Consider the following 21,489-nt stretch of genomic DNA (forward strand, 5'->3'; position numbering starts at 1 on the left):
ACACTCGCAGCTCAATAATGCGTGTATTAATCAAAACTAAAACAATGATTATTTTGGGGAGATCTTATGATAGTTGGAGAATACTGTAACAGGGATGTAGTAGTCATCAATTGCAATGAATCAGTAAAGAATGCTGCAGAACTCATGCGCCAGTATCACATTGGTGATTTAGTTTTGCTTGAAGAGCAAAAAAATAAAAAAGCCCCTATAGGTATCGTCACTGATTGTGATTTAGTCATTGAAGTCATGGCAGCAGGAATAGCCCCCGAATCTCTACTTATTAAAGATATTATCACAGAGCCTTTTAGCAGTGTCTTTGAAAATGATAACTTATTGGATGCTTTAGAATTAATGCATTCAAAAAAAATACGTCGTCTCCCGGTTATTAATAACGATAAAACACTTGTTGGAATTATTACTCTAGATGATTTTATTGAAATTCTGGCAGAAAACATGGCTAAAGTAATTGATGTCATTAAACCTCAACAACAAAAGGAAGCCAAACAAAGAACCTAGTGTTAACAACTTCATACAATATAATTGTATGTGAGATAAGGAGTTATATAAATGAATAATTCAGTACATTTTCCTATACAAATAGTATTTAATAATTTGAAGCACTCCTTGGCTATTGAGAGTAGTGCGTATAAACATGCCCAAAAATTAGGAAAATACTTTGACCGTATTTTGAGTTGCAAAGTAAGTATTGAAACCCATCATCATCATAACAAAGGAAAAATATTTCATGTTCGTGTCGATCTGATTGTGCCAGGTGCAGAGTTAGTAGCCAACCGCGATCTACCTGAAAACCATGCCCATGAAGATGTCTATGTTGCTGTAAGAGATGCATTTCTTGCTCTGACCCGCCAACTAAAGAAATATGTTCATAAACAACGAGGAGAAGTAAAACATCATGAATCACCACCCGAAGGTCGCATTCGCGAAATTGCTCCTATAGCGGACTATGGATTTATTGAAACCGTTGATGGCAGAAGACTTCGTTTTACAAGCAAAAGTGTAATCGATTATGATTTCGATAAGTTAGAAGTAGGTTTTCGAGTATCATTTATTGAAGCAAGAAGCAATGATGGTCCTGCTGCAAGCACCGTTTATATTAAGTAATTTATATAGTGATGAAAAGGACTTCACATCTTTTTCATCACTAAATAGTTCGAAATCAGTGACGTTCTAACTCTATAAGCTTATTTATTTTTAATGAGCTCATTACAACATATTAATATCTTCTTTTAATAAAATGTCACAATGTTATGATAGCTTAATTTTTTAATCCAATTAGGTTTTTTCATGGATAAAAATTTTGATGCAGTTTATGTAACTAAACCTGAGTTTCTTTCTCTACTTTGCGAAGAATTAAATAATGTTTTATTTCGTTGTGACGATTTGGTTTTTTCAGCGCAGAAAAAAACTGATGTTTGCTTTGCTCAAGATATTTGGTTAGACCCCGAACTCGCAACATTTGAGTCTATTTCAGAGGCAGCAAAAATCCTTCGCCAAAAGGGAAAATTTTGGTACTTGCATCCTATTTCTCATGTACGACGATCACGACTAATTGAAGAACAATTACGTCAACCCCCCGCTCTTGTTCGCCATTTTCCAGTTCAAGAAAAAATTCCATCTATAGGCGCTTTTAGCTTATTAGATAAAAATACATTGATATACACTACAAAAAGATTTAAAAAATGGCCTCAAGGAAAATGCTATTTTATTGAGGATAAAATTAACCCACCTAATCGTGCTTACTTAAAATTATGGGAAGCGCTCACTTTGTTGGGACAATATCCAAGACCAGGAGATACAGCTTTAGATTTAGGTGCATCACCAGGGGGATGGACATATGTCATGCAGTCATTAGGGACCCATGTGACTGCTGTTGATAAAGCCCCTCTCGATCCTAAGATCGCACAATTACCAAATATCAACTATTTACAACAAAGTGCTTTTGCCCTAGATCCAATGCAATTAGATCGAAAATATGATTGGGTCTTGTCAGACGTGGCCTGTTATCCTGATCGTGCTTATGCACTCATTATGAAATGGATAGAGTCAGAAAAGGCCAAACAAATGATTTTTACTATAAAATTACAAGGAAAAATAAATCTCTCCATCATTCGACAGTTTCAATTGATACCTAACTCCTATATTACTAATATGTTTTATAATAAGCATGAAGTTACTTTTTTTATCCTTTTAACTAATAATAAGAACTACTTGCAGTTCAATTGAAATAAAGTACCTATTCGACGATCTTTAGATTTAAAATTTTCATTTGATGCTGCTTACATGTTGAAAAAACTTATTGTTACTGATAGCGCCAAGTTAAATTTTGGCCCCATATCCAACCCAAACTGGGAGTGAGTATTTACAGGCGATTATATCGCTTTCACTCATTCCCATTGCATGCTTTCTTATTTTCTTACCCTGATTGAGAATCTTCTTTGCATTTGATTGCAAAAACCATTTATATCACAGAAGATTTTAACCATATATGCCTGTAACCAATCGACGTTTATTTATTCACTCACAGGAGTATATGAATTTGTCTTTACTACATAATTGAACAACCTCTCTGCTCGTCCTCTTCCTCTTTATTGATCACATCGTACCTAGTGAGTAACTCATTGATTTGCTCCAAATGTTCAGGGTTAATTTTCAATACAACTTGATTATTTGATTTCTCACGTTCAAAGTGACAAATCTCATTCAAATGGTTCGTGCCAATATATTGGTTAATATCTTTACATATTGAAATATAATTTTGTTTCAAAACCTCAGGATCATACTGTTGGAGTAATTGTACTTTCAGAGTTTGCTCCAATAAGGAAGAGGACATGAATCGTTTATCAATTAAGCTCAAGTTATGAACCAGCATGAAACCTGATTTTAACGTATCATAGCCACTCAAGTATCTCATATCGAAATTGAATGAATCATTCCAAACTTCTCTATTTCGTATCATGTCAACAAAGATTATCATACCAACCGGTGTCACTTTGTTTTCCTTGTCAATAAAACCGTGATTGAGTAATCCCGCTTCCTGCGGTTTGGTAATTAAACGACAAAACTCTTGGGTGCTCCTATTTATTCCTGAATTGAAACACTCAACACTTTGAGGTTTTGATTTGACTTCTGCATCTACTAATTGCCAAATTTCTGAAGTCATCATGGTGGGTAGTTTCTGTTTGCGACTTGCATTTTCATGCTGGTGCATCTCTTTGAGCTGCTCTCTTATAATATCTATCATATATATAAAGGATTTCCTATATTGAACGGGTAACTTGGACATGGTGGTGCTGTGATATTTATCATGTTGTGTTGTTGCTACTCGGGATGGTAGCTCAAAGTCATGAATGTTTTTAAAAGGAGCTTGCTCTTTTAACGTAATAGCCGTAGGCCGAATGTCATGTCTTACTCCTTCTTCTATTTCTCGCGGTGTTAATCTATTCAAGCGATGGATAGGACGAACATATTGGTCTAAGCCATATTTTGACAAGGACAATGCTTCTTCTACCCCTACTGAGGTAGCGATAATAGAGCCTCTCTCGGCTTTATTCGCCCAGATACTTCCCAAACTAGTAATTTGCAAAAACAAGCTATTTCCCTGTGTCTCAGGATGATCCGCAACATGGATTGGAAAACAAATTTGTTCCGATTTTGGTAATGTGGCGATTAATAATCGAAATTTTTCCAGTTCTTCAGCATTTAATGGGCGCCCTTCAGCGGCCTCCAAAGAAGGAAGAAATACTTTTTGAGTATATTCGGTAAACTGGTTGTTATGATCAAGTAATTGAAATGTTTCAAACTCACCGAAATCCTGTTGATATTGTTGTCTTTCAAGTACAGTTGTAAATTGTTGAAATGTGATACTGCCCTTTACCATACAAGCTAATAAGACCTTCTCTAATTCATTCGATTTGAAAATTGGATTTGACCAATCCCCATCTGTAAGAGCGAGCTCCAATTGTTTTATTTTTAGACTTTCTAAAGATTTAGATAGATTGCGCTCTCCATGCAAAAAGTATTTGACATAAGGATTGTGACTGCCATTTGGGTTAATTAATAGAGTCTGCTTTTGACGATAATATTTTTGGATAAGCCTGACTTGCTTTTCATCCTCCGAAGAGTATTGCTTCGGTTGAAGCTGGGGTGCTGGAGCGTCTAATGGAGGCTGTTTTGATGGATTTATACTGTTTAGTTGGTTCTGGTATTTTAGATCGAGTTGCTTCCACACAGATCGCGCCCAAGCCATAGAGGGTTTATCTTCACTAAGCTCTTCAACAACCGGCTGGGGATGAGATAAGAGGTAACCGTACGCCTGCTCCAGTATTTGTTTGATCATCTCATCTAGCACTAAAAAGTCAGAGTCTGGAGAGGAAAGATCATTCATCAAGGCATGAAAATGAGCCTCAATTTCGGCTTCATTGCTTGTCGGTAATACGCCTAAAATAAGCCTTGCATGGATTTCAATCGGGTTATCCTTAAGATAGGAATCAATACCTTTTTCCTCTACTTGTTGTCTAATTTGACTAATAATGCTTTTAGGATCGATATATTGTTCACTCGTATACATGAAAACTCCTAAATTAAAAGACTTCATGTATTAAATTTAACCATATGGCGGTTATGTGGATGTTAATAAGACCCTGCAAAATATGTTTGGGCTATTCGATTTATATTGCTACCAAATATCTGGGCAAACAATTTTAGAGTGATTGGCTGAGTGTATTTTTAGAACCTGGGATAATATTAATGCTTCTGACTATCAGGACCATCTAAGCATCTGGATAACTTTTTTAAAAGATAATCATCATACTAAGCAGAAATATCAACCTATAAATATGACCGAATTGAAGTAATTACAAAAATCATGAGATATTTGCTAATCTACTGTAACTGTAACTGTAACTGTAACTTTTCACAGACAAATCTTAATTCGAACTCGATTCTAAGGACGGTAAACATGGACTTAAAACTTAAAGATAAAACTGTATTGGTAACTGGATCTACTGCTGGAATCGGTTTGGCTATTGCTCAAACATTAGCCCATGAAGGTGCTACTGTGGTTATTAATGGACGTTCAAAAGAGAGGGTAACTCAAGCGATTCAGAAAATTCGTACAACTTTTCCTGATGCAAAATTAATTGCATCACCTGCTGATCTGAGTCAGAAAAATGAAGTGGAGGTATTAATTCAGCAAATACCTACAGTAGATGTACTGATTAATAACGTTGGTATTTATAATGCAAAACCTTTTGTTGATATTACTGATGAAGAATGGTTGCAAATATTTGATATTAATGTAATGAGTGGGGTACGTTTAAGCCGCCATTATCTTGTCCCCATGCTTCAACAAAATTGGGGAAGAATTATTTTTATTTCAAGTGAATCTGGCCTGCAAATTCCTGCGGAAATGGTGCATTATGGCATGAGCAAAACCGCACAGATTGCTATTGCACGTGGAATGGCGGAAATAACAGCAGGCACCAATGTTACTGTAAATTCTGTACTTCCTGGTCCGACGAGTAGTGAAGGTGTTAGCCAATTTGTAACTAGTTTGGGAAAAGAGCAAAACAAATCCCCTAAAGAAGTTGAGGACGAGTTTTTCAAAACAGTTAGACCCTCTTCATTACTCAAGCGATTTACAGCCCCCGAAGAAATCGCTAATATGGTTGCTTTCTTATGTAGTCCTTTATCTTCTGCAACTAATGGCGCTTCTGTCCGCGTTGATGGCGGTGTTATTCGTTCAATTGCATAAATATATCCATAGATATTGATATGCAACAAGGGATGTTTTAATACAGGTTGGTTCATTTTGAGAGCAACCTGTAATTCATTACTTATTCTTTACTAATTTCTTCGATGACGTGCATCGAATCAGGAGAAAGCTCAAATGAATTTAAATCCAAATCCTCTTGCATGTGATACTGGGAGCTTGTACCAGTGAGTGGCAACATTCCTAGCTGTAGAGCAAAACGAAAAATAATTTGTGCTATTTTTTTATGGTGCTGTTGAGTAAGTTTTTGCAATTTATTAGTGGACAAATAGGATTGATTTGCAGTAAGCAAGGAAAATGCCTGATAAATGATCCCATGCTTTTTACAAAACAAGCGAATAGCTAAATCCCATTGCGTATTGGCAAAGCACCTGTTTTGCACAAATGATGGTTTAACGGCAGCATACTCATAAAGAGTTTCAAGTTGAGTCAAATTAACATTCGAAATACCCAATAACCTTACTTTACCTTCATAGAAGACATCTTCCATAGCACTCCAAATTTCTAGATCATCTTGAACTAGTTCTGAATAATAAGATGGGCCATGGAGAATGTAAGAATCAATATAATCAGTCTTCAAGTGTTTTAGTGAGCTTGTAATCGATTGATTTACTTGAGTTTTATATGTGTCCTTTTCATCATATGGCTTACGGTGATCTTGACTGGATGCAGGGGTAAATTTTGTTTGTAAAAAGAGATCCGTACGCTTTTTCTCACTAACTTCTAAAAATTGTTGGATTCCAAGTCCAACACCTTCCTCAAAATAATGCTTGCGTTGATTTGCAGTATCAATTCCGGTAAATCCATTTTGTAATGCTTGATATGTGAGCTCTTGGGTCCTCTCCTCTTTCCAGGCAGTACCATATAAAAATGGTGGAATGATAATATCATGTATTGTACGTTTCCAAGATTCCAGCATTAATTTTACCTTTGCAATTGATAATGAGTATTATCCTTTATAGTATTCTTAAAAGAGAATAAATCAATGGAATTATTTCTTTTGGTAAATGAATCAATAAGGAGCGGTTTATGAAAATTACTTTAATAGGACTTGGAAAAATGGGTTCAGTTTTAGCTGAACGTTTATTAGCAGCCAATTTTGATTTAACTGTATTTAATCGTACAAAAGAAAAAATGCGGCCCTTAATTCAAGCTGGTGCAAGAGGAGCTGAAACTTTAGAAGATGCTGTTAAAGAAGCTAGAATAATTATCACATGTCTTCTTGATGATCAGGCTGTTTTAGAGGCCACTCGAAGCTTTATTTGTTATCAATCGCCCCATACCATACATATTGGAACATCAACTATATTGCCAGAAACTTCAAAACAGTTATTTAATTTTCACCAAAAAAACGGCAGTACTTATATTGCAGCTAATGTTCTGGGTGTTCCCAAAGCAGCTGCACGAGGTGAACTCACTACACTTGTTGCAGGACCAGAGGATGTAATTGAGCAATGTAAGCCCATATTTGCATCATACTCAATAAAGGTCATCCCGGTAGGTACCCAACCTTTTCAAGCCAATGTTGTTAAAATATGCATGAATTATTTCTTGGTCACTGCAATAGAAACTATGGGGGAACTCTATACTTTTGCGGAGAAAAGCAACGTTAACCCCTCTATTCTGAACACACTATTTCATACTGTATTCGCTCATCCCGCATTTCAGCTTTATGTAGATAAAATTAGTCAACGTGATTTTGATGATGTAAATTTTGATATTAAGGGAGGATTTAAAGATTTAAATTTATTCCAACAAGCTTTTGCTCAGGCCGGAGTTGTTCCTGAAATTGCAAATATAATTAAAGATAAGTTTATTATTGCTTTGGCACATCATATGGAACATAAGGACTGGAGTGCAATTACAGAAATTACACGATTACAAGCGAATCTATGAAAAATTTAAATTGCATGAAATAAAATGGTGGTTTCTCTTAACATTGAAATTTTGTCTCACGCATCTAATGGCTTCAATCATGAACTTAATCAAGACTTGCATATGCTCGTGAGGTAAACTGCTTGATGAAGCGAGTTGATACTTAACTATTATCTACGCATCCAGTTTTGAAAATACAATAACTATTTAAAGATAATACCTATTAAGAGTTAATCGTTTTTTATATGGTTCCGTGAGCAGAGAATCCATCTCAAAATCAGCTCACAGTACCATCAATTATTCGTGCTAACTTTTTAAAGCGTACACGAAGTGGTTATTTGTACTCTTTCTTGATTATTTATCTCTCTTTTTTCTTCGCTTGCAAGAGTAAACAGGGAAAAGTATCGTGCTAATTTTTGTCGATTTAAAGTATTATCGGAGCGAATTGCTGCATAGCGATAATATTCTTCTATTTCTAAATCAGTCAGTTGACCCTGTGAAACTGACTTATCAAATTTTCGATGCATATCATTACATACCGCGAGCAACTCATAAATTGTCTTGTCTGATGCTAAGTCATCATCCTCTTTCTGAGCTAGATATGTTTGTCCATATTGAGCCAAATGCCGCATTCCTCCATTTTCTTCGATTTTTTTAAAACCACCATGAATTAAGGTTGCAAGCCCTCGAGTAATAGGTTTTATAAACCAGGTCAATGGTGTTGTAGCTAGCTCGACGACACCTCGCACCATGTTAAATAATCCATCTATTAAAGACCACTGATTCAGTGTAAAAATACCAATTCCGGTTTTAATCAAGCCCGTAAAAAAATCACCAATTCCAACTAAAGGTTGTTTGAAATCTTGACCTATTTGATGGGTACTTTTATAGGGGTTAAAATAGTCAACAAAAATTTTACCAATTTTTTTTGCAGTATGTTTTAAAGGTATGTAATTCAATTGACCAAACTTAACAAGGGGATATTCACGATGTGGAAAGGGATTCCATTTAGGATTCACTGCTTTTGCTAACGGATCACGAGTAAAATGCTTAAAGTAATCTTTAATTGCGGGCTCTAAGTCATCATCATGATCAGCTACCGATGCTAATTTTATAAATCGTACTGCACGCATCGCATTCATGAAGCTTCTTACTCGCCAGAAGCTGTAATTACCTACTTCTTTAACTTTTTTAGGCGTGAAATCTTTTAAAAACCACGTTTGGTATTTATGAAGTAACTCATCCATTGTATCAGTATTGCGAAATGAATTTTTGATCGATGAAGACATTGTTGCTAAAAATCGGGCACTTGCCTGCAAACCTGCATTTAAACCTTTAAAATAGGATAAACCAAGAGCTGAATCACCTTCCAAAACAACACGAGCGTTACCCTGAGTATTAACTACCTGTTTCGCATGGGTAGCAGGAGCTTCATTTACACTAATACGTATTGATTCGTTATCAATTCTTTGTCCTATATTGGATGTGTCTTGAACTTTATATTGAAGATAAGATGTAATAAATGACTGAATATGAGATGGTAACTTCGGAGTGTCAGGTTGAGTAGGCGCTGATGTTGAAAAAGGCTTTATAGGATTTTTTGAGGTGGCCTTTTGCAATGCAATAAAATCTTCCTTTGAAATCATCATTTGCATGGTTACAGGCGTTTTTCCATTTTCAAAATGCCCTACATACTCATTAGCAATCAATCCTTTTCGAGCCATTTGCTGATAAAAGTGTTGGGTCTGAATTCCAGGGGCTTTTTCTTCACCATTGATGTCAAATCGAAGCTGTAAAACATAATCATACTCATGTTTTACCTGATTATTATCTGAAAATAACGAGCGACTCACTACACTGTGTGTACCATCCGCACCAATAATGAGACGCACATGAGGATATTCCTTTGCTAATTTTTCTTTGATAGTTTCTGCTTTAACTTCTTGTTCTGTCAGAATCTCAACACCACTGCTTTTTGCTAGTTGAGTCAAAATTTGCTGTAAGGTATTAGTGCGTATGTGAGGATCCCTTTTTAATTGCTTTAATAATTGAACTAATACAGGATGGTTTTCGCTATGGGTTGCTTTCATTATAGCTTCAAGCTGTTTTGCATCCATAACCAAAGTATGGCTTCTTTGATATTCCGCATATTTCTCAAGTACTACAATATTGAGCTTAGGATTCAGATACTTTATTCCCCATGCATTGATAAGCCCTATGGGACCTGCACCCACCACCAGTACATCAGTATTTAAAGCCATAAAAAGACACATCCTTAGTATGTTTCAAAAAGAGACAATTATATCACTTAAATTTCAATTTATGCACCCAGCGTTCAATTTATTTGTAAATAAGAAACCAATTAAATTAAAAATTTAACGACAAATAGAGCCCATTTAAAATTTAAAACAATAAAGCTTTTGCCGGTGATGAATAATCAATTCAATTTATTAAATAGTGCACCCAATTGAAATCTCTCATTTACTCATTTAGAAATTCCTTAATATAATAAAGGCATTAAAGAAAATAACATTGCTGTTATAAAAAATTGTTACAAAGGATAATTGATGAGAATCAATGCTCATACTTCATCTGTTAAGAGACTCTCTTTTATTCTTTTGAGCTCTTTTTTTATTTTCTTTTTTTAATATCTTCTACAATCGCAGCAAATCGAGTAATCAATTTGGAGGTAGGTTATAAAACAGTATATTTTGCCAAAAAATTCAAACAAGCAATTGCTGTAAATCAGCAAGTTCCTGCACCTACACTCCATTTTAAGGAAGGAGATCATGTCACCATCAATGTTTCTAACCATTTAGATAAAGGTACAGCAATACATTGGCATGGGTTGTTAGTTCCATGGCAAATGGATGGTGTTGAAGGTGTATCGCAAACTGAAATTCTTCCTGGTGGAACTTTCCGGTATCAATTTAAACTAAAACAATCTGGAACTTATTGGTACCATGCGCATGCTGGTTTGCAAGAGCAACAAGGATTATATGGTGCTTTTATTGTAGATCCCATAAAACCATCTGATTATACATACACTAAAGATTATGTCATTGTGTTATCCGATTGGATTAATAGCCAACCTGATAAGGTACAAGCTAACCTGAAAAAAGCTGGTGATTATTATGCTTCTCGCTTTCCACTTCAGCCTTCTCTGGCAAAATTTATTCACGATTATAAAAAAGCCACTAAAGAAGAGCGCTTCCAGCTTCTGGAAGATTATAAAACGATGCAACAAATGCGCATGAGCATTTATGATATCAGCGATGTAGCTTATGATGCATTTTTACTGAATGGTCATACTAATGCCAATCCCTGGACAGCATCAGTTAAAGTAGGTGATATTGTTCGTCTTCGCTTCATTGATGCGGGGAGCAGCACTATCTTCCGCATCAAAATACCTGATACTTCTATGAAAGTGGTACACATACAAGGAAATGATGTCAAACCCTATTTTGTTGACAATTTGACCATTTCACCTGCTGAAACTTATGACGTTTTAGTAAAAATAGAAAAAGATAAGCCTTATATTATTTATGCGGAATCAAAAGATACAGTGGGGGCTGTGTTCGGTGCATTAAAAACAAATACAAGGCAACGCATTAACACTGAAGTAAACCCCTTCCCCGAGCCTATACCTGTTACTCAAGAAATGATGAACATCATGATGGGAGGCATGTATCATGGATACTTACCCAGTAATAAACAAAAAAAACATCTTTTAATGTCTTCAAAAAATCCACATCACTCTATGAAGATGGATCACTCCATGAAAATGCCTACTGAACCAACACGATTTAATGACACAATAGTGCCAGCTAACATTCCATTCATGACTTCATTAGATATTAAATATCGCGATTTATTCGCCGCTGTCCCAACTAATGACCCCAATAAACCTGTTGAAGGAATCATTAATTTAGAGTTATTTGGCTATATGGGGCAATATATTTGGTTTATTAATGGCACACCAGGATATAAGGCAAAACCCATTCCACTCAAACCAGGAAAACGTTATCGTTTTGTGTTTACCAATACATCAATGATGCATCATCCTATGCATCTCCATGGTCATTGGTTTATTTTACGTACGGGAAAAAACTACTTTGACCCTCTGATGCATACGCTTGATATTCCGCCAGGAGCGACAATCACTGCTGATGTAGATACGGATGCTAGTGGCCAATGGTTCTTCCATTGCCATATGTTGTATCACATGATGTCAGGCATGTCCCGGATCTTTCAATATTCATCCCTAATAGCGATTACTAATAGTAAATTAAAACCAGAAAACATTGATAAAGATACCAGATATCAGAACAGGCCTATCGTGCAGGTTGATGAAGCAATCAAGCCTATAAATTTATCTTTGGTCAAACATCCTATGGCGCATAATGCTGGATTTTGGATGTCAACTTATCTGGATGTTGGTGCTGATCCTATACATAATGCCCAACGCCTCACTTACAAAGGTATGTACGGACCTGATTATAATAAACTGGAATTATTCACAAATGATGCAGAAATTTACAAAGGGGCTATCGAAAATGCAGACATTGATATCTTTTATTGGCATTTAATCAGTCAGTTTTGGGCTCTTAAGGGTGGAGTGAATTATTTCAATCAACCCGCATCAAAACCTTATTGGCAAGCTGGCATTGGCATCGAAGGCTTAATGCCCTTTTTTATTGAGACAGACATACGAACCTATTTTTATGGAGGTAGCGTTAAATTTGATATTGAGCTCGCACGCGATACCCAAATTACAAATAATTTTTTAATAAAAACTGGGGTTCGGAGTATTATAGCCACTAAAACCGTGACTCAGGCTGAAATTGGCAGCGGCCTGAATCAAATGAGATATACCGTAAGACCCTACTATCGTCTTATGCCTGGTTTAAGCATATTTATAGAGTATGAAAATGAGCATGATTATGGGATATTTAAACTCATCGAAGATACAAGTACCGTCCCTGATATCTCAAATACAGTTTCTCTCGGAGCAACCCTTCTTTTCTAAAACAAGATAAAAATGTTATTACAGCATCGCATGAGTTACGCTACACTACGCTGAAAAAATTGGAGCTTTATATGCTTGGATCGCGTACTTCCCAAAATCAAGTGCTCGAAAATTTAAATCAAATACTTACTCTTCTCAGTAAACTTATCTTGCTTCTTGTTACGATGAGTACCGTTGTCCCTTTCTCTCCCAAGCTACCCGCATCGGGCATTGATTCCTCATGGGCATTAGGATTAAATCAAGCAATCGCGCAAGGACTGGCCTTTGGAAAAGAAATCATATTTACTCTAGGTCCATATTCGTCGATCTATACTAAAGCTTACCACCCTGCCACCAATATAATGATGAATGTTGGAAGCCTATATTTAGCAATTTCCTATTGGATAGCTTTGTTATTTTTAATGCAGAACAGCAGATGGTACTGGACGCTCATTTTTTGTATCCCTCTCTTTGGAATGCTTTATGCGCGAGATTCATTATTTTTTTCTTATGCACTACTTGTTGGGCTAATCAGTTATAAAATGATGTATTGCCCCAAAGCGATACCCAATTCAAAAAACACCCGCATGCTTTTAACAGCGTTTCTTTTCGCTCCCTTTGGGTTATTGGCATTAATAAAAGGCTCAATGCTTATTGTTTGCCTCGCCGTAGCTGGCTTGTGCTTGATATTTTTTCTTGTCAATACACAGCTCCATTACGCCTTATCGTGTTTGGCTTCATTGCTTGCCTCACTTGTTTTATTTTGGCTTGCAGCAGGCCAATCTATAATTTATTTACCGAACTATTTAGTCAGCAGCATTTCTATAGCATCCGGTTTTAGTGAAGCGATGTCTACGTTTGGGAATGCGAATGAAATTGTACTGTATTTAATAACCTCAAGCTCAATTTTCCTGCTTATTTTATGCCATAAGGAAGTACAACCAGGAGGAGCCAAATTATTTTTGATCTGTATTTTTTCTGCTTTTTTATTTGTTTCGTTTAAAACAGGATTTACTCGCCATGTGGGTCATGCATTCATCCCAGGAACATCCGTTTTATTAGCAGGACTTTTTTTACCTTTTCTATTTCACTCGGGTGGCACTTATCTTATTCTATTTATATCATTAGGTAGCTGGAATTATATTAATGGACATTACACAAAAATTTCTATTTTTGATAATTTTAAATCGTCCTATTCAGCAACATCTCATGGTTTAAAAAGCAGAATCCAAGACTCTCAATGGCTAGAAAAAAATTTTGCATTTACTATGAATTTCTTACGTGAGCAAGCAAACTTTCCATTGCTTCAAGGAACCACAGATATTTATTCATACAATCAATCTTACCTCATCTCCTCCCAAAATCGCTGGTCCCCTCGACCAATTTTTCAAAGCTATTCGGTCTTTACCCAAAGCTTGGCTGAAGATAATAAAAAACATTTACAAGAAGGACAAAGCCCAGACAATATTATTTTTAAAATTGAACCAATTGATGGAAGAGTACCCTCGTTAGAGGACGGAGCAAGCTGGCCTCTATTGCTCAATCATTATAAACCCACAAGGGTACATAATGGTTATTTGTTTTTAGACAAAAGAAAAACTATTTTTCATCCAAAAGAATCATTACTGAGTAGTGAACGCCATGCCTTTGGGGAGCTTGTTATTTTACCAGAACAAAAAAAGCCTGTCTTTGCAACAATAGAAATACAGCCAACTATTTGGGGAAAACTAGCAACAATCCTCTTCAAACCAAATCAACTAGAGATAATCTTACATTTAAAAAATGGAACTATAAGACAGTATCGTTTGATTGCAAGCATGGCAAAATCGAATTTTCTTCTTTCTCCTCTCATTGAGAATACAGTAGAGTTTTCTTCACTGTATCAAAAAAATGGTGTCTTAAATGAAAAAACAGTAACTTCTTTTATGATTACAACCACGCACGATGGTGGTTGGTTTTGGCAGCACGTTTATACAGTGACGCTTTATTTTAAAACTTAAAGAAATATCAATACTATTTTATATTGGAGGATGCCAATGCGGACTATTTTTGCAGTGAATAACCTGCATCAAGCCAACCTTGTAATCCAGTATCCAGAGAATAAACTTGTGTATATCCGATCTTTTGTAAACTGTCAGCAACCAAAGCACAGCGAAAACCACCACTGCAATACACTACGATTTCCGTATTTAAATCAGGAATTTTCTTTTCAATATCACGTTCAATAATCCCTTTACTCAAATGAATTGCAGTGGGAATATAACCTGTTTCCCATTCATCAGATTCACGCACATCAATAATGAGCATAGGTTCTTGGCGATCGATTTTTTCTTTTAATGCTTGAGGGGTTATTTCCTTAATGCGTCTTTTAGAATCATTGACTAAGGCCAAAAATCCTGGGGAATGCTGTTTCATTCTTTGACTCCTCTTTTATTATTGTATTACCTAACTATTCACAACTATTAATGTTTGAGCTACTAAGTCTTTTTGTCAAGTGTTCTTATAACCTAATTTTTTAAGCTACATTTAATGAATACAAGAAAAAAAGGATGTGATTATGTATGCAATGATTATGGAGCGTATAGGCCAACAACTGGTTCTAAAAAAAATTACAAAACCAGAGCCTCAACCTAATGAGCTTTTAATTAAAATCCACGCTTGTGGTATTTGTCGCACTGATTTGCATGTTATTGATGGAGAATTAACGGATCCCAAGCTTCCTCTAGTTCCAGGTCATCAAATTGTGGGCACAGTTGAACAATTAGGGTCGTCTGTCAGATCGTTTCATATTGGACAACGAATTGGTGTTCCATGGTTGGGTGGCAGTTGCGAAACGTGCTCATTTTGCTTGTCAGGACGTGAAAATTTGTGTGATCATGCCCGCTTTACCGGGTATCAAATTGATGGCGGATTTGCTCAATATTGTGTGGCGAACCATCGCTTTTGTTTTCCAATACCGGAGGGATATTCCGATTATCAAGCTGCACCACTTTTTTGTGCCGGATTAATTGGCTATCGTGCTTTATTAAAAACTTTGGATGCGAAGCATTTAGGACTGTATGGTTTTGGTGCAGCAGCACATATTATTATTCAAGTAGCTAATAAACAAGGTCGTAAAGTCTATGCTTTTACGGCTATTGGAGATAATAAAGCACAAAATTTTGCCTATCAATTAGGAGCTACCTGGGCTGGGGATTCAAAACAAAATCCACCACACCTACTCGATGCAGCGATTATTTTTGCTCCCATAGGTGAACTCGTACCCCAAGCGCTACGTAATACACAAAAAGGTGGTACGGTTGTTTGTGCTGGAATACATATGAGTGATATCCCTAGTTTTCCTTACCAACTTCTTTGGGGGGAACGTACACTCTGTTCGGTCGCCAATCTTACGCGAAATGATGGCAAAGAGTTTTTACAATTAGCACCACAAGTACCTGTTAAAACAGAAATTCATACCTACCCGTTAATTAAAGTGAATGAAGCACTTGATGATCTTAGGCATGGGCGATTTACAGGAGCAGCAGTAATTACTCTTTGATATAAATCATGATTGAACATTTTATTTCTACAGTACTGGCATTTTTCTGTTTCATTTTATCACTAATTGAATTAACTTATTGATTTATTATTTAGCTTTCAAGAATATATACTTTACTAAAAAACTAAAAAAGGTTATAATTTGTACAGACATTAATATGGAGTTTTTCCTGTGCCTACATACTCATCACCAGTATCTGTAACGCTGAATTTCACCCCAAACAACTTTGAACACTTGTTTGCAACTATAGAAAAAAGCCACAAATACAGTAAGAAAACAGATGAATATTTTTCAACTCAATTTTTGAACCGTTTTGGATTTCAAAATCCACTGCAAGTGGTTGAGTTTTTAAGATCCCCTGAAGGAAAAACAACACTTGCATTGATAAGCCAAGAATTAATTAAAATTGAAGAGTTAAACCAACACAAAGCAGAACAATATCGAGAAGAACTCCTTGCTAAACAACGACATTTAGTTTTTCTGCTTATGGGATTAATGGCTAAAGATAAAGCTCTTGCAAAGCAAGCTTCTGAAATTACCCAACAACAAATTGAACAAAAATTAAAAGAAACAAAACAGAGCGAACAAACTAAATCTGGGAAAACAAGTTCAGTTGATGTACTTGATGCAAATATTAAAGCATATTCAGAAGCTATTACTGCTTTAGATAAAAAGCTTGGTGATCTTGAACAAAAATTAGCTGAAGTAGATAATCAATTGCTCCTACTTGAAAATGAAGCAGTGCTTATGAATGAGAAGCATGCCCATCTTACGGATCATATAGAACAACTAAATACGTACCTTCAATTACCCATACTCAACGATCAACCCATGGATCATTATGTTGCTCATACTCATCAGCAAATAGAATCATTAACTACACAACTAAATGAGTTAAAACAACAAAATAATGAGAGCAGTCCCGACCCCCAAACCAGACACCCTGCGCTACATCGAAAAATAAAAATGCTGGAACATCAGCTTGCATTCCATCACACACAATTAAAAAAGCCACCACAATGTGCTGAGCATGTATTCGAGCACCTACTTGAACACGTACGTGAACGATTAAATGAGTGCCAAAATCTACATGACAATCAACCTTCAGATTATTTGTTACATGAACTAGAAGGTTTGAAATTACAAGAACAAGGCCTTCTCCATGTTTTGCAAGTATTAAGAAAGGAAAAAATACTTCTTAATGCTGAATTGGAAGAAGTTAATGACTTCAGTCAAGCTCACTTTGTTGTTGATCCAAGTCATAAATCACGTTTTCAAAAACGAGGGGATTGCTATGCTATCTGTACTGAAGAAATGGATCCAGATAATTTAAGTGAAGAAGATTGGTTACAAGCTCAACTTAACTACGATAAATTAAAACATGAAGTTCGAGTAGTTCCTGTTCATCGGCGTGAGTGCATGCAACACGATGTTGAAAATCATCAAGAACGCAAACACCATTATAAAAATCTTAGAAAAGGCTTTATTGAGCAAATTCAAGACGTAAAAGCCAGCAAAGTACAGGTCCTTCATGCCTTATCAAGTAATAAAGCTCAAAGAGCATTGTTAACTCAAACTCGGGGACACACGCCTCTAGGCATGTCACCCAAACCTGGTTCAGTACAAATTAACATGGAATCAGACAACCTCTCTCCAAAATTTTGTCCTAAACCAAAGCATACCCCTGCTTCATGCAGTTATTCTTTTATGATGAATAACTTGAAACGCCTAGTGCCTACTAAAGCTCCAGCACCTAGGGAGGAAGATATCAATAAGGTAACTCGTGTACTTGAAAGTGTTATTCCATTAGACCGCCAAAACGAACTACATAAACTGATTGACGAAGTATGTCCTGGTAAAATTATGTCGCCAAAGCTTAGACGTGGTTGGTTAGATAGAGCCCAAAATTTAATACCGGATGTTATAGAACCAGAATTAGAGCCAACTTTATCTTTTAAACCCAAGTAACCATTACTATCAAGATGATTAGCCCTCCATTTTCAAGGAGGGTTAAAATCCACCCCTATTATAGATTAATAACTTTTCATGAGTATCTATTTGGAGAGATGCTTGCCTCTTAGCGATAGCTGGATTTTCACTCAAGATCTGCCAAATTCTTCCTTTCAATGCAAGAAACGTGAATGCTTATCTTCCCTACTGAGCAGAATCAATTATTAACATAAAGGTTCATTCTTTATAAAACTTCGCAGTATATTTAAAACTCGCTCAGGCTGATCAATAGGCGCTAAATGGCCTGCTCCGCGAATTTTCACTTGAGTTAATCCATGTGCTGTTTTTGCATATCCATTAATTTGATTATTATTTTTCCATACACATGTAATAGCATGCGCAAAATCATCTTTGTAAGGCCAATCTAATGCTGAAAGCAATAATTCTGTACTAAGAAAATTCGAATCTTTTCCATCTTCAAGCCCATTGTATATTAAGATGCGAATACCCGATGATAACAATTGGGGATATAACGAAGCTACCGAGTCTTGCTCCCCTACTTCGAGCTTTTTGGCTGCAGAATCACTAAATGTTTTAAATGCAGGGGCATGTGATGGAACATGCAATGCCTTACGGACTAACTTATTATTTAAATAGTTCACCATATTTGTATCATCAGGCTCTCTACCCGTATAAATGTTGGCAAGATTTAATCCACCGCTTTTCTTTTTAATAAAGGACTGCATTTGCTCGCAAATCTGATTTGCTTTTGGGGTTGTTGGGCTATGTTTGTCAATTTCATTGATGCATTGTTTGTACATTGATTTCAATTTAATTTGAGCCTGTTTATCAATTAATCCATGATAATAAGCATATTCAATATTTGCCTTTTGCTGCAGTCTCGGATTAATCCATGGATCGCCTAACATGAGTCCCTGTAATTTTATCTCTTGGTGCTTTAACAGGCGCGTCGCTAATTGGGGTAAATATTTTCCCGCATAGGACTCTCCAGTCAGATAAAGAGGTTTGTTAACTAAGTCAGGATGTTTCTTAAAAAAATAAATGACTGCATCGTGTAATTGATCCATAGCTTGAGATTCATCCATATAGTTTGAAGAGGAACCATATGAATAACCAACGTCTACGGGCTGATCAATGACCAAATAATTAACAATATGTGTCCATGAACACATTCTTTCCTGTAACTGATATGCTGAATTTATTTCATAAGGGCCATTTTCCATAAAAAAACCATATAAACTCGATGCTCCAGGCCCTCCATTTAACCATAATACTATGGGTGAGTCAGATGAAGGCTTTTTCTTTTCTACAAACCAGTAAAATAAAGCTGATGATTGGTTAACAGCAAAATATCCGGCATATTGTTTCTCCTTAACTGGTCCAAAACCTGGAAGCTCAGTTACCTGATCACTAGCCGCAGCTATTAATGATGATGTATAAAAAAAGACTGCAAAAAAAAAGAAGCAAAAATTCATAGCTACCATTCTATTTTTAGATGATGCCCAATTTTATACCCAAATGACTAACTAATCGATAAATCTTGGCTTTGAAATAAATTTAGACAATGTTAGGAAATAATTCTTCATGATGCCGTTTATTGTGATTAATATATTTAATAATTATTTGACAAGATCAAATGCAAATTGTTAATATATTAAAACTAATAATTTATTATTCACTCTGTTTTAACATGAACCACCGACTGCAACATAAATTACGTTCAAATAGTGCGACTAAGTTGTTGCATGCAGTCTATTCTATTATTTCTACTGTAGTGGTGGTGGTCGTGGTCTTTCTCTCCTCGCCCTAGAGTCGCGTGTTTTGATTATTAAGCCTCTCTAGGGGAAGGCTAAATAATCATGTGCAACAAACGCTAACTACCCTGAGGAGAGTCACTATGGGAACCCCCCATGATATAGATAAAACACACAACAAAATTACCTGTCGTGCTGTTCTAATTGTAAGTTTATGTTCCGCATTTTTATTTTATAAATACATTCTTCAGAATTTTCCAAGCGTCATGCCCCAACAACTTATGGAAATCTTTCATTTACAAGGATTAGGGCTTGGAGTTTTATCAGGAGTATATTTTTGGACGTATCTTATCGTACCCTTATTTGTAGGGATCATTCTTGATCAATACGGTACCCGATGGATTACAACAGGAGCAATTTTTTGCTGCGCTTTGGGCATTTTTATCTTTTCCCAAGCACAGGAATTAAATACTGCTATATGGGGACGAGCGTTAACTGGGGTTGGCGTGTCTTTTGCATCTATTACATATTTTAAATTAGCTGCTGTATGGTTTTCTAAAAAATATTATGCCTTGCTTACTTCTTTGCTCGTTGCATCGGGAATGATTGGCGCTGTTTGCGGACAAATGCCGCTCGCTTGGCTTGTGAGTCAAGTTGGATGGAGGGCAAGTTTAGTTGATGTTGCTTGGTTAGGAGTTATTCTAGCGTTCCTTTTTTTATTTATTGTTAAAGATCAGCCTCCTGGTGTAATTAAACCCATAGAATCTGAAATAAAACAAACACCCAAAAACCAACACTTATGGCGGGATATATTATTAATTCTAAAAAACAAACAAAATTGGCTATTAACTGGTTACAGTGGTTTAGCGTTCTCTCCGGTAGTAATCTTCTGTGGATTATGGGGAAATCCTTTTTTGCAAAAAGCATATCAGTTGGATGAATTAGTTGCCCCTTCTCTTATTTCTTTAGTGTTTGTAGGATTAGCAATCGCATGTCCTTTATTTGCTCTATTTGTCCATCGAATTAAAAATCGCTGTGCATTTATGTTTTATAGCACTCTAGTTTCTGCCCTATCTATTAGCCTCGTTATTTTCGCACATCCTATGCCTCTTTGGTTACTCAGCACATTGCTTTTTCTCTTCGGCTTTAGTTTGGGTGCCTTTCCAATAGTATTTGTCATTGGAAAAGAGTCAAACCCTCTCTATCTTGCCGGTACAGTTACCTCATTGATTAATGCAAGTGATGCCTTTTTAGATGCTATTTCTGAGCCTGCCATAGGGAAGTTACTCGATGTCTTTAGCAGCAATTCGGGTATGACACATGACTTTTCATTATCTAGCTACCATATTGCTTTAGCTGTTCTGCCTCTGTATCAAATTATTGGTGCTTTTTTGATGAGATGGGTTAAAGATGAGCATCGAGCGGCTCATTAAAACATCACTTATTAAGTCTCATTGAGACTTAATAAGTTGAAATAAAATCATAACCGTTCGCTAATGCTATCAATAGCTCCAAGTGATTTTAAATGTTCTTTGAAGCGTGCTCATTA

Annotated in this window: 15 protein-coding genes; 10 read left to right on the top strand and 5 right to left on the bottom strand. The window is 36.1% G+C overall.

From position 1 onward, the window contains the following. Positions 1 to 66: 66 nt before the first annotated feature. The 3 genes from EL220_RS08990 to EL220_RS09000 all read left to right on the top strand — a co-directional run bounded on the left by EL220_RS08990 (position 67) and on the right by EL220_RS09000 (position 2,244). Positions 67 to 516, top strand: coding sequence for a CBS domain-containing protein (locus EL220_RS08990; protein ID WP_027269846.1), 450 nt, complete (start codon positions 67 to 69; stop codon positions 514 to 516). A 51-nt stretch (positions 517 to 567) separates the two neighbouring features. Then, positions 568 to 1,122, top strand: coding sequence for an HPF/RaiA family ribosome-associated protein (locus EL220_RS08995; protein ID WP_027269845.1), 555 nt, complete (start codon positions 568 to 570; stop codon positions 1,120 to 1,122). A 183-nt stretch (positions 1,123 to 1,305) separates the two neighbouring features. Then, entirely contained in the window at positions 1,306 to 2,244 is a 939-nt protein-coding gene (locus EL220_RS09000; RefSeq protein ID WP_128130868.1) for an SAM-dependent methyltransferase, read from the top strand. Positions 2,245 to 2,566: 322 nt separating this feature from the next. On the opposite strand, the gene EL220_RS09005 is transcribed toward EL220_RS09000, so the two are convergent. Further along, positions 2,567 to 4,588: a hypothetical protein gene (locus EL220_RS09005; RefSeq protein ID WP_027269843.1), complete on the bottom strand. Its 2,022-nt coding sequence runs from the start codon at positions 4,586 to 4,588 to the stop codon at positions 2,567 to 2,569. A 390-nt stretch (positions 4,589 to 4,978) separates the two neighbouring features. Between EL220_RS09005 and EL220_RS09010 the strand changes: the two genes are divergently transcribed. After that, positions 4,979 to 5,773 (top strand): SDR family NAD(P)-dependent oxidoreductase, encoded by a 795-nt coding sequence (locus tag EL220_RS09010; protein ID WP_027269842.1) that lies wholly within the window; start codon positions 4,979 to 4,981, stop codon positions 5,771 to 5,773. An 82-nt stretch (positions 5,774 to 5,855) separates the two neighbouring features. On the opposite strand, the gene EL220_RS09015 is transcribed toward EL220_RS09010, so the two are convergent. Next, complete coding sequence (locus tag EL220_RS09015) at positions 5,856 to 6,710, bottom strand: aldo/keto reductase family protein (RefSeq protein WP_035905627.1); 855 nt, start codon at positions 6,708 to 6,710, stop codon at positions 5,856 to 5,858. 110 nt (positions 6,711 to 6,820) lie between these two features. Here EL220_RS09015 and EL220_RS09020 point away from each other — a divergent pair, with 110 nt between their 5' ends. Then, positions 6,821 to 7,687, top strand: coding sequence for an NAD(P)-dependent oxidoreductase (locus EL220_RS09020; protein ID WP_027269840.1), 867 nt, complete (start codon positions 6,821 to 6,823; stop codon positions 7,685 to 7,687). 293 nt (positions 7,688 to 7,980) lie between these two features. Here EL220_RS09020 and EL220_RS09025 read toward each other — a convergent pair whose 3' ends face one another. Further along, positions 7,981 to 9,927, bottom strand: coding sequence for an FAD-dependent oxidoreductase (locus EL220_RS09025; RefSeq protein WP_027269839.1), 1,947 nt, complete (start codon positions 9,925 to 9,927; stop codon positions 7,981 to 7,983). A 422-nt stretch (positions 9,928 to 10,349) separates the two neighbouring features. Between EL220_RS09025 and EL220_RS09030 the strand changes: the two genes are divergently transcribed. Together EL220_RS09030 and EL220_RS09035 are read left to right on the top strand one after the other, a co-directional pair. Next, a complete protein-coding gene (locus EL220_RS09030) occupies positions 10,350 to 12,695 on the top strand; it encodes a multicopper oxidase domain-containing protein (RefSeq protein WP_232002722.1) in 2,346 nt (781 codons plus the stop codon). Positions 12,696 to 12,766: 71 nt separating this feature from the next. Further along, positions 12,767 to 14,674, top strand: a complete 1,908-nt coding sequence (locus EL220_RS09035) for a hypothetical protein (protein ID WP_027269837.1) — start codon at positions 12,767 to 12,769, stop codon at positions 14,672 to 14,674. A 43-nt stretch (positions 14,675 to 14,717) separates the two neighbouring features. Here EL220_RS09035 and EL220_RS09040 read toward each other — a convergent pair whose 3' ends face one another. Continuing rightward, positions 14,718 to 15,089, bottom strand: coding sequence for a rhodanese-like domain-containing protein (locus tag EL220_RS09040; RefSeq protein ID WP_027269836.1), 372 nt, complete (start codon positions 15,087 to 15,089; stop codon positions 14,718 to 14,720). Positions 15,090 to 15,231: 142 nt separating this feature from the next. Between EL220_RS09040 and EL220_RS09045 the strand changes: the two genes are divergently transcribed. Together EL220_RS09045 and EL220_RS09050 are read left to right on the top strand one after the other, a co-directional pair. Next, positions 15,232 to 16,215: a zinc-dependent alcohol dehydrogenase family protein gene (locus EL220_RS09045; protein ID WP_027269835.1), complete on the top strand. Its 984-nt coding sequence runs from the start codon at positions 15,232 to 15,234 to the stop codon at positions 16,213 to 16,215. 171 nt (positions 16,216 to 16,386) lie between these two features. Next, positions 16,387 to 18,183 carry a FlxA-like family protein gene (locus EL220_RS09050; RefSeq protein WP_027269834.1) on the top strand — a complete coding sequence of 599 codons (1,797 nt, stop codon included), beginning with the start codon at positions 16,387 to 16,389 and terminating at the stop codon, positions 18,181 to 18,183. A 206-nt stretch (positions 18,184 to 18,389) separates the two neighbouring features. Here the strand turns inward: EL220_RS09050 and EL220_RS09055 are convergent, their stop codons facing one another. Further along, on the bottom strand, positions 18,390 to 19,661 hold the full coding sequence (locus EL220_RS09055; RefSeq protein ID WP_051544693.1) for a S10 family serine carboxypeptidase-like protein: 1,272 nt from the start codon (positions 19,659 to 19,661) through the stop codon (positions 18,390 to 18,392). 422 nt (positions 19,662 to 20,083) lie between these two features. On the opposite strand from EL220_RS09055, the gene EL220_RS09060 reads away from it, so the two are divergent. Then, positions 20,084 to 21,373: an MFS transporter gene (locus EL220_RS09060; RefSeq protein ID WP_027269832.1), complete on the top strand. Its 1,290-nt coding sequence runs from the start codon at positions 20,084 to 20,086 to the stop codon at positions 21,371 to 21,373. The last annotated feature ends 116 nt before the right edge of the window (positions 21,374 to 21,489 follow it).

It is taken from the genome of Legionella sainthelensi (genome assembly GCF_900637685.1).
GTDB classification, from domain to species: Bacteria; Pseudomonadota; Gammaproteobacteria; order Legionellales; family Legionellaceae; genus Legionella; species Legionella sainthelensi.

What these genes read in the sequence shown, in the direction of transcription:
- EL220_RS08990 (WP_027269846.1), top strand. Translation starts at nt 67, where the DNA reads ATGATAGTTGGAGAATACTGTAACAGGGATGTAGTAGTCATCAATTGC.
- EL220_RS08995 (WP_027269845.1), top strand. Translation starts at nt 568, where the DNA reads ATGAATAATTCAGTACATTTTCCTATACAAATAGTATTTAATAATTTG.
- EL220_RS09000 (WP_128130868.1), top strand. Translation starts at nt 1,306, where the DNA reads ATGGATAAAAATTTTGATGCAGTTTATGTAACTAAACCTGAGTTTCTT.
- EL220_RS09005 (WP_027269843.1), bottom strand. Translation starts at nt 4,588, where the DNA reads ATGTATACGAGTGAACAATATATCGATCCTAAAAGCATTATTAGTCAA.
- EL220_RS09010 (WP_027269842.1), top strand. Translation starts at nt 4,979, where the DNA reads ATGGACTTAAAACTTAAAGATAAAACTGTATTGGTAACTGGATCTACT.
- EL220_RS09015 (WP_035905627.1), bottom strand. Translation starts at nt 6,710, where the DNA reads ATGCTGGAATCTTGGAAACGTACAATACATGATATTATCATTCCACCA.
- EL220_RS09020 (WP_027269840.1), top strand. Translation starts at nt 6,821, where the DNA reads ATGAAAATTACTTTAATAGGACTTGGAAAAATGGGTTCAGTTTTAGCT.
- EL220_RS09025 (WP_027269839.1), bottom strand. Translation starts at nt 9,927, where the DNA reads ATGGCTTTAAATACTGATGTACTGGTGGTGGGTGCAGGTCCCATAGGG.
- EL220_RS09035 (WP_027269837.1), top strand. Translation starts at nt 12,767, where the DNA reads ATGCTTGGATCGCGTACTTCCCAAAATCAAGTGCTCGAAAATTTAAAT.
- EL220_RS09040 (WP_027269836.1), bottom strand. Translation starts at nt 15,089, where the DNA reads ATGAAACAGCATTCCCCAGGATTTTTGGCCTTAGTCAATGATTCTAAA.
- EL220_RS09045 (WP_027269835.1), top strand. Translation starts at nt 15,232, where the DNA reads ATGTATGCAATGATTATGGAGCGTATAGGCCAACAACTGGTTCTAAAA.
- EL220_RS09055 (WP_051544693.1), bottom strand. Translation starts at nt 19,661, where the DNA reads ATGAATTTTTGCTTCTTTTTTTTTGCAGTCTTTTTTTATACATCATCA.
- EL220_RS09060 (WP_027269832.1), top strand. Translation starts at nt 20,084, where the DNA reads ATGGGAACCCCCCATGATATAGATAAAACACACAACAAAATTACCTGT.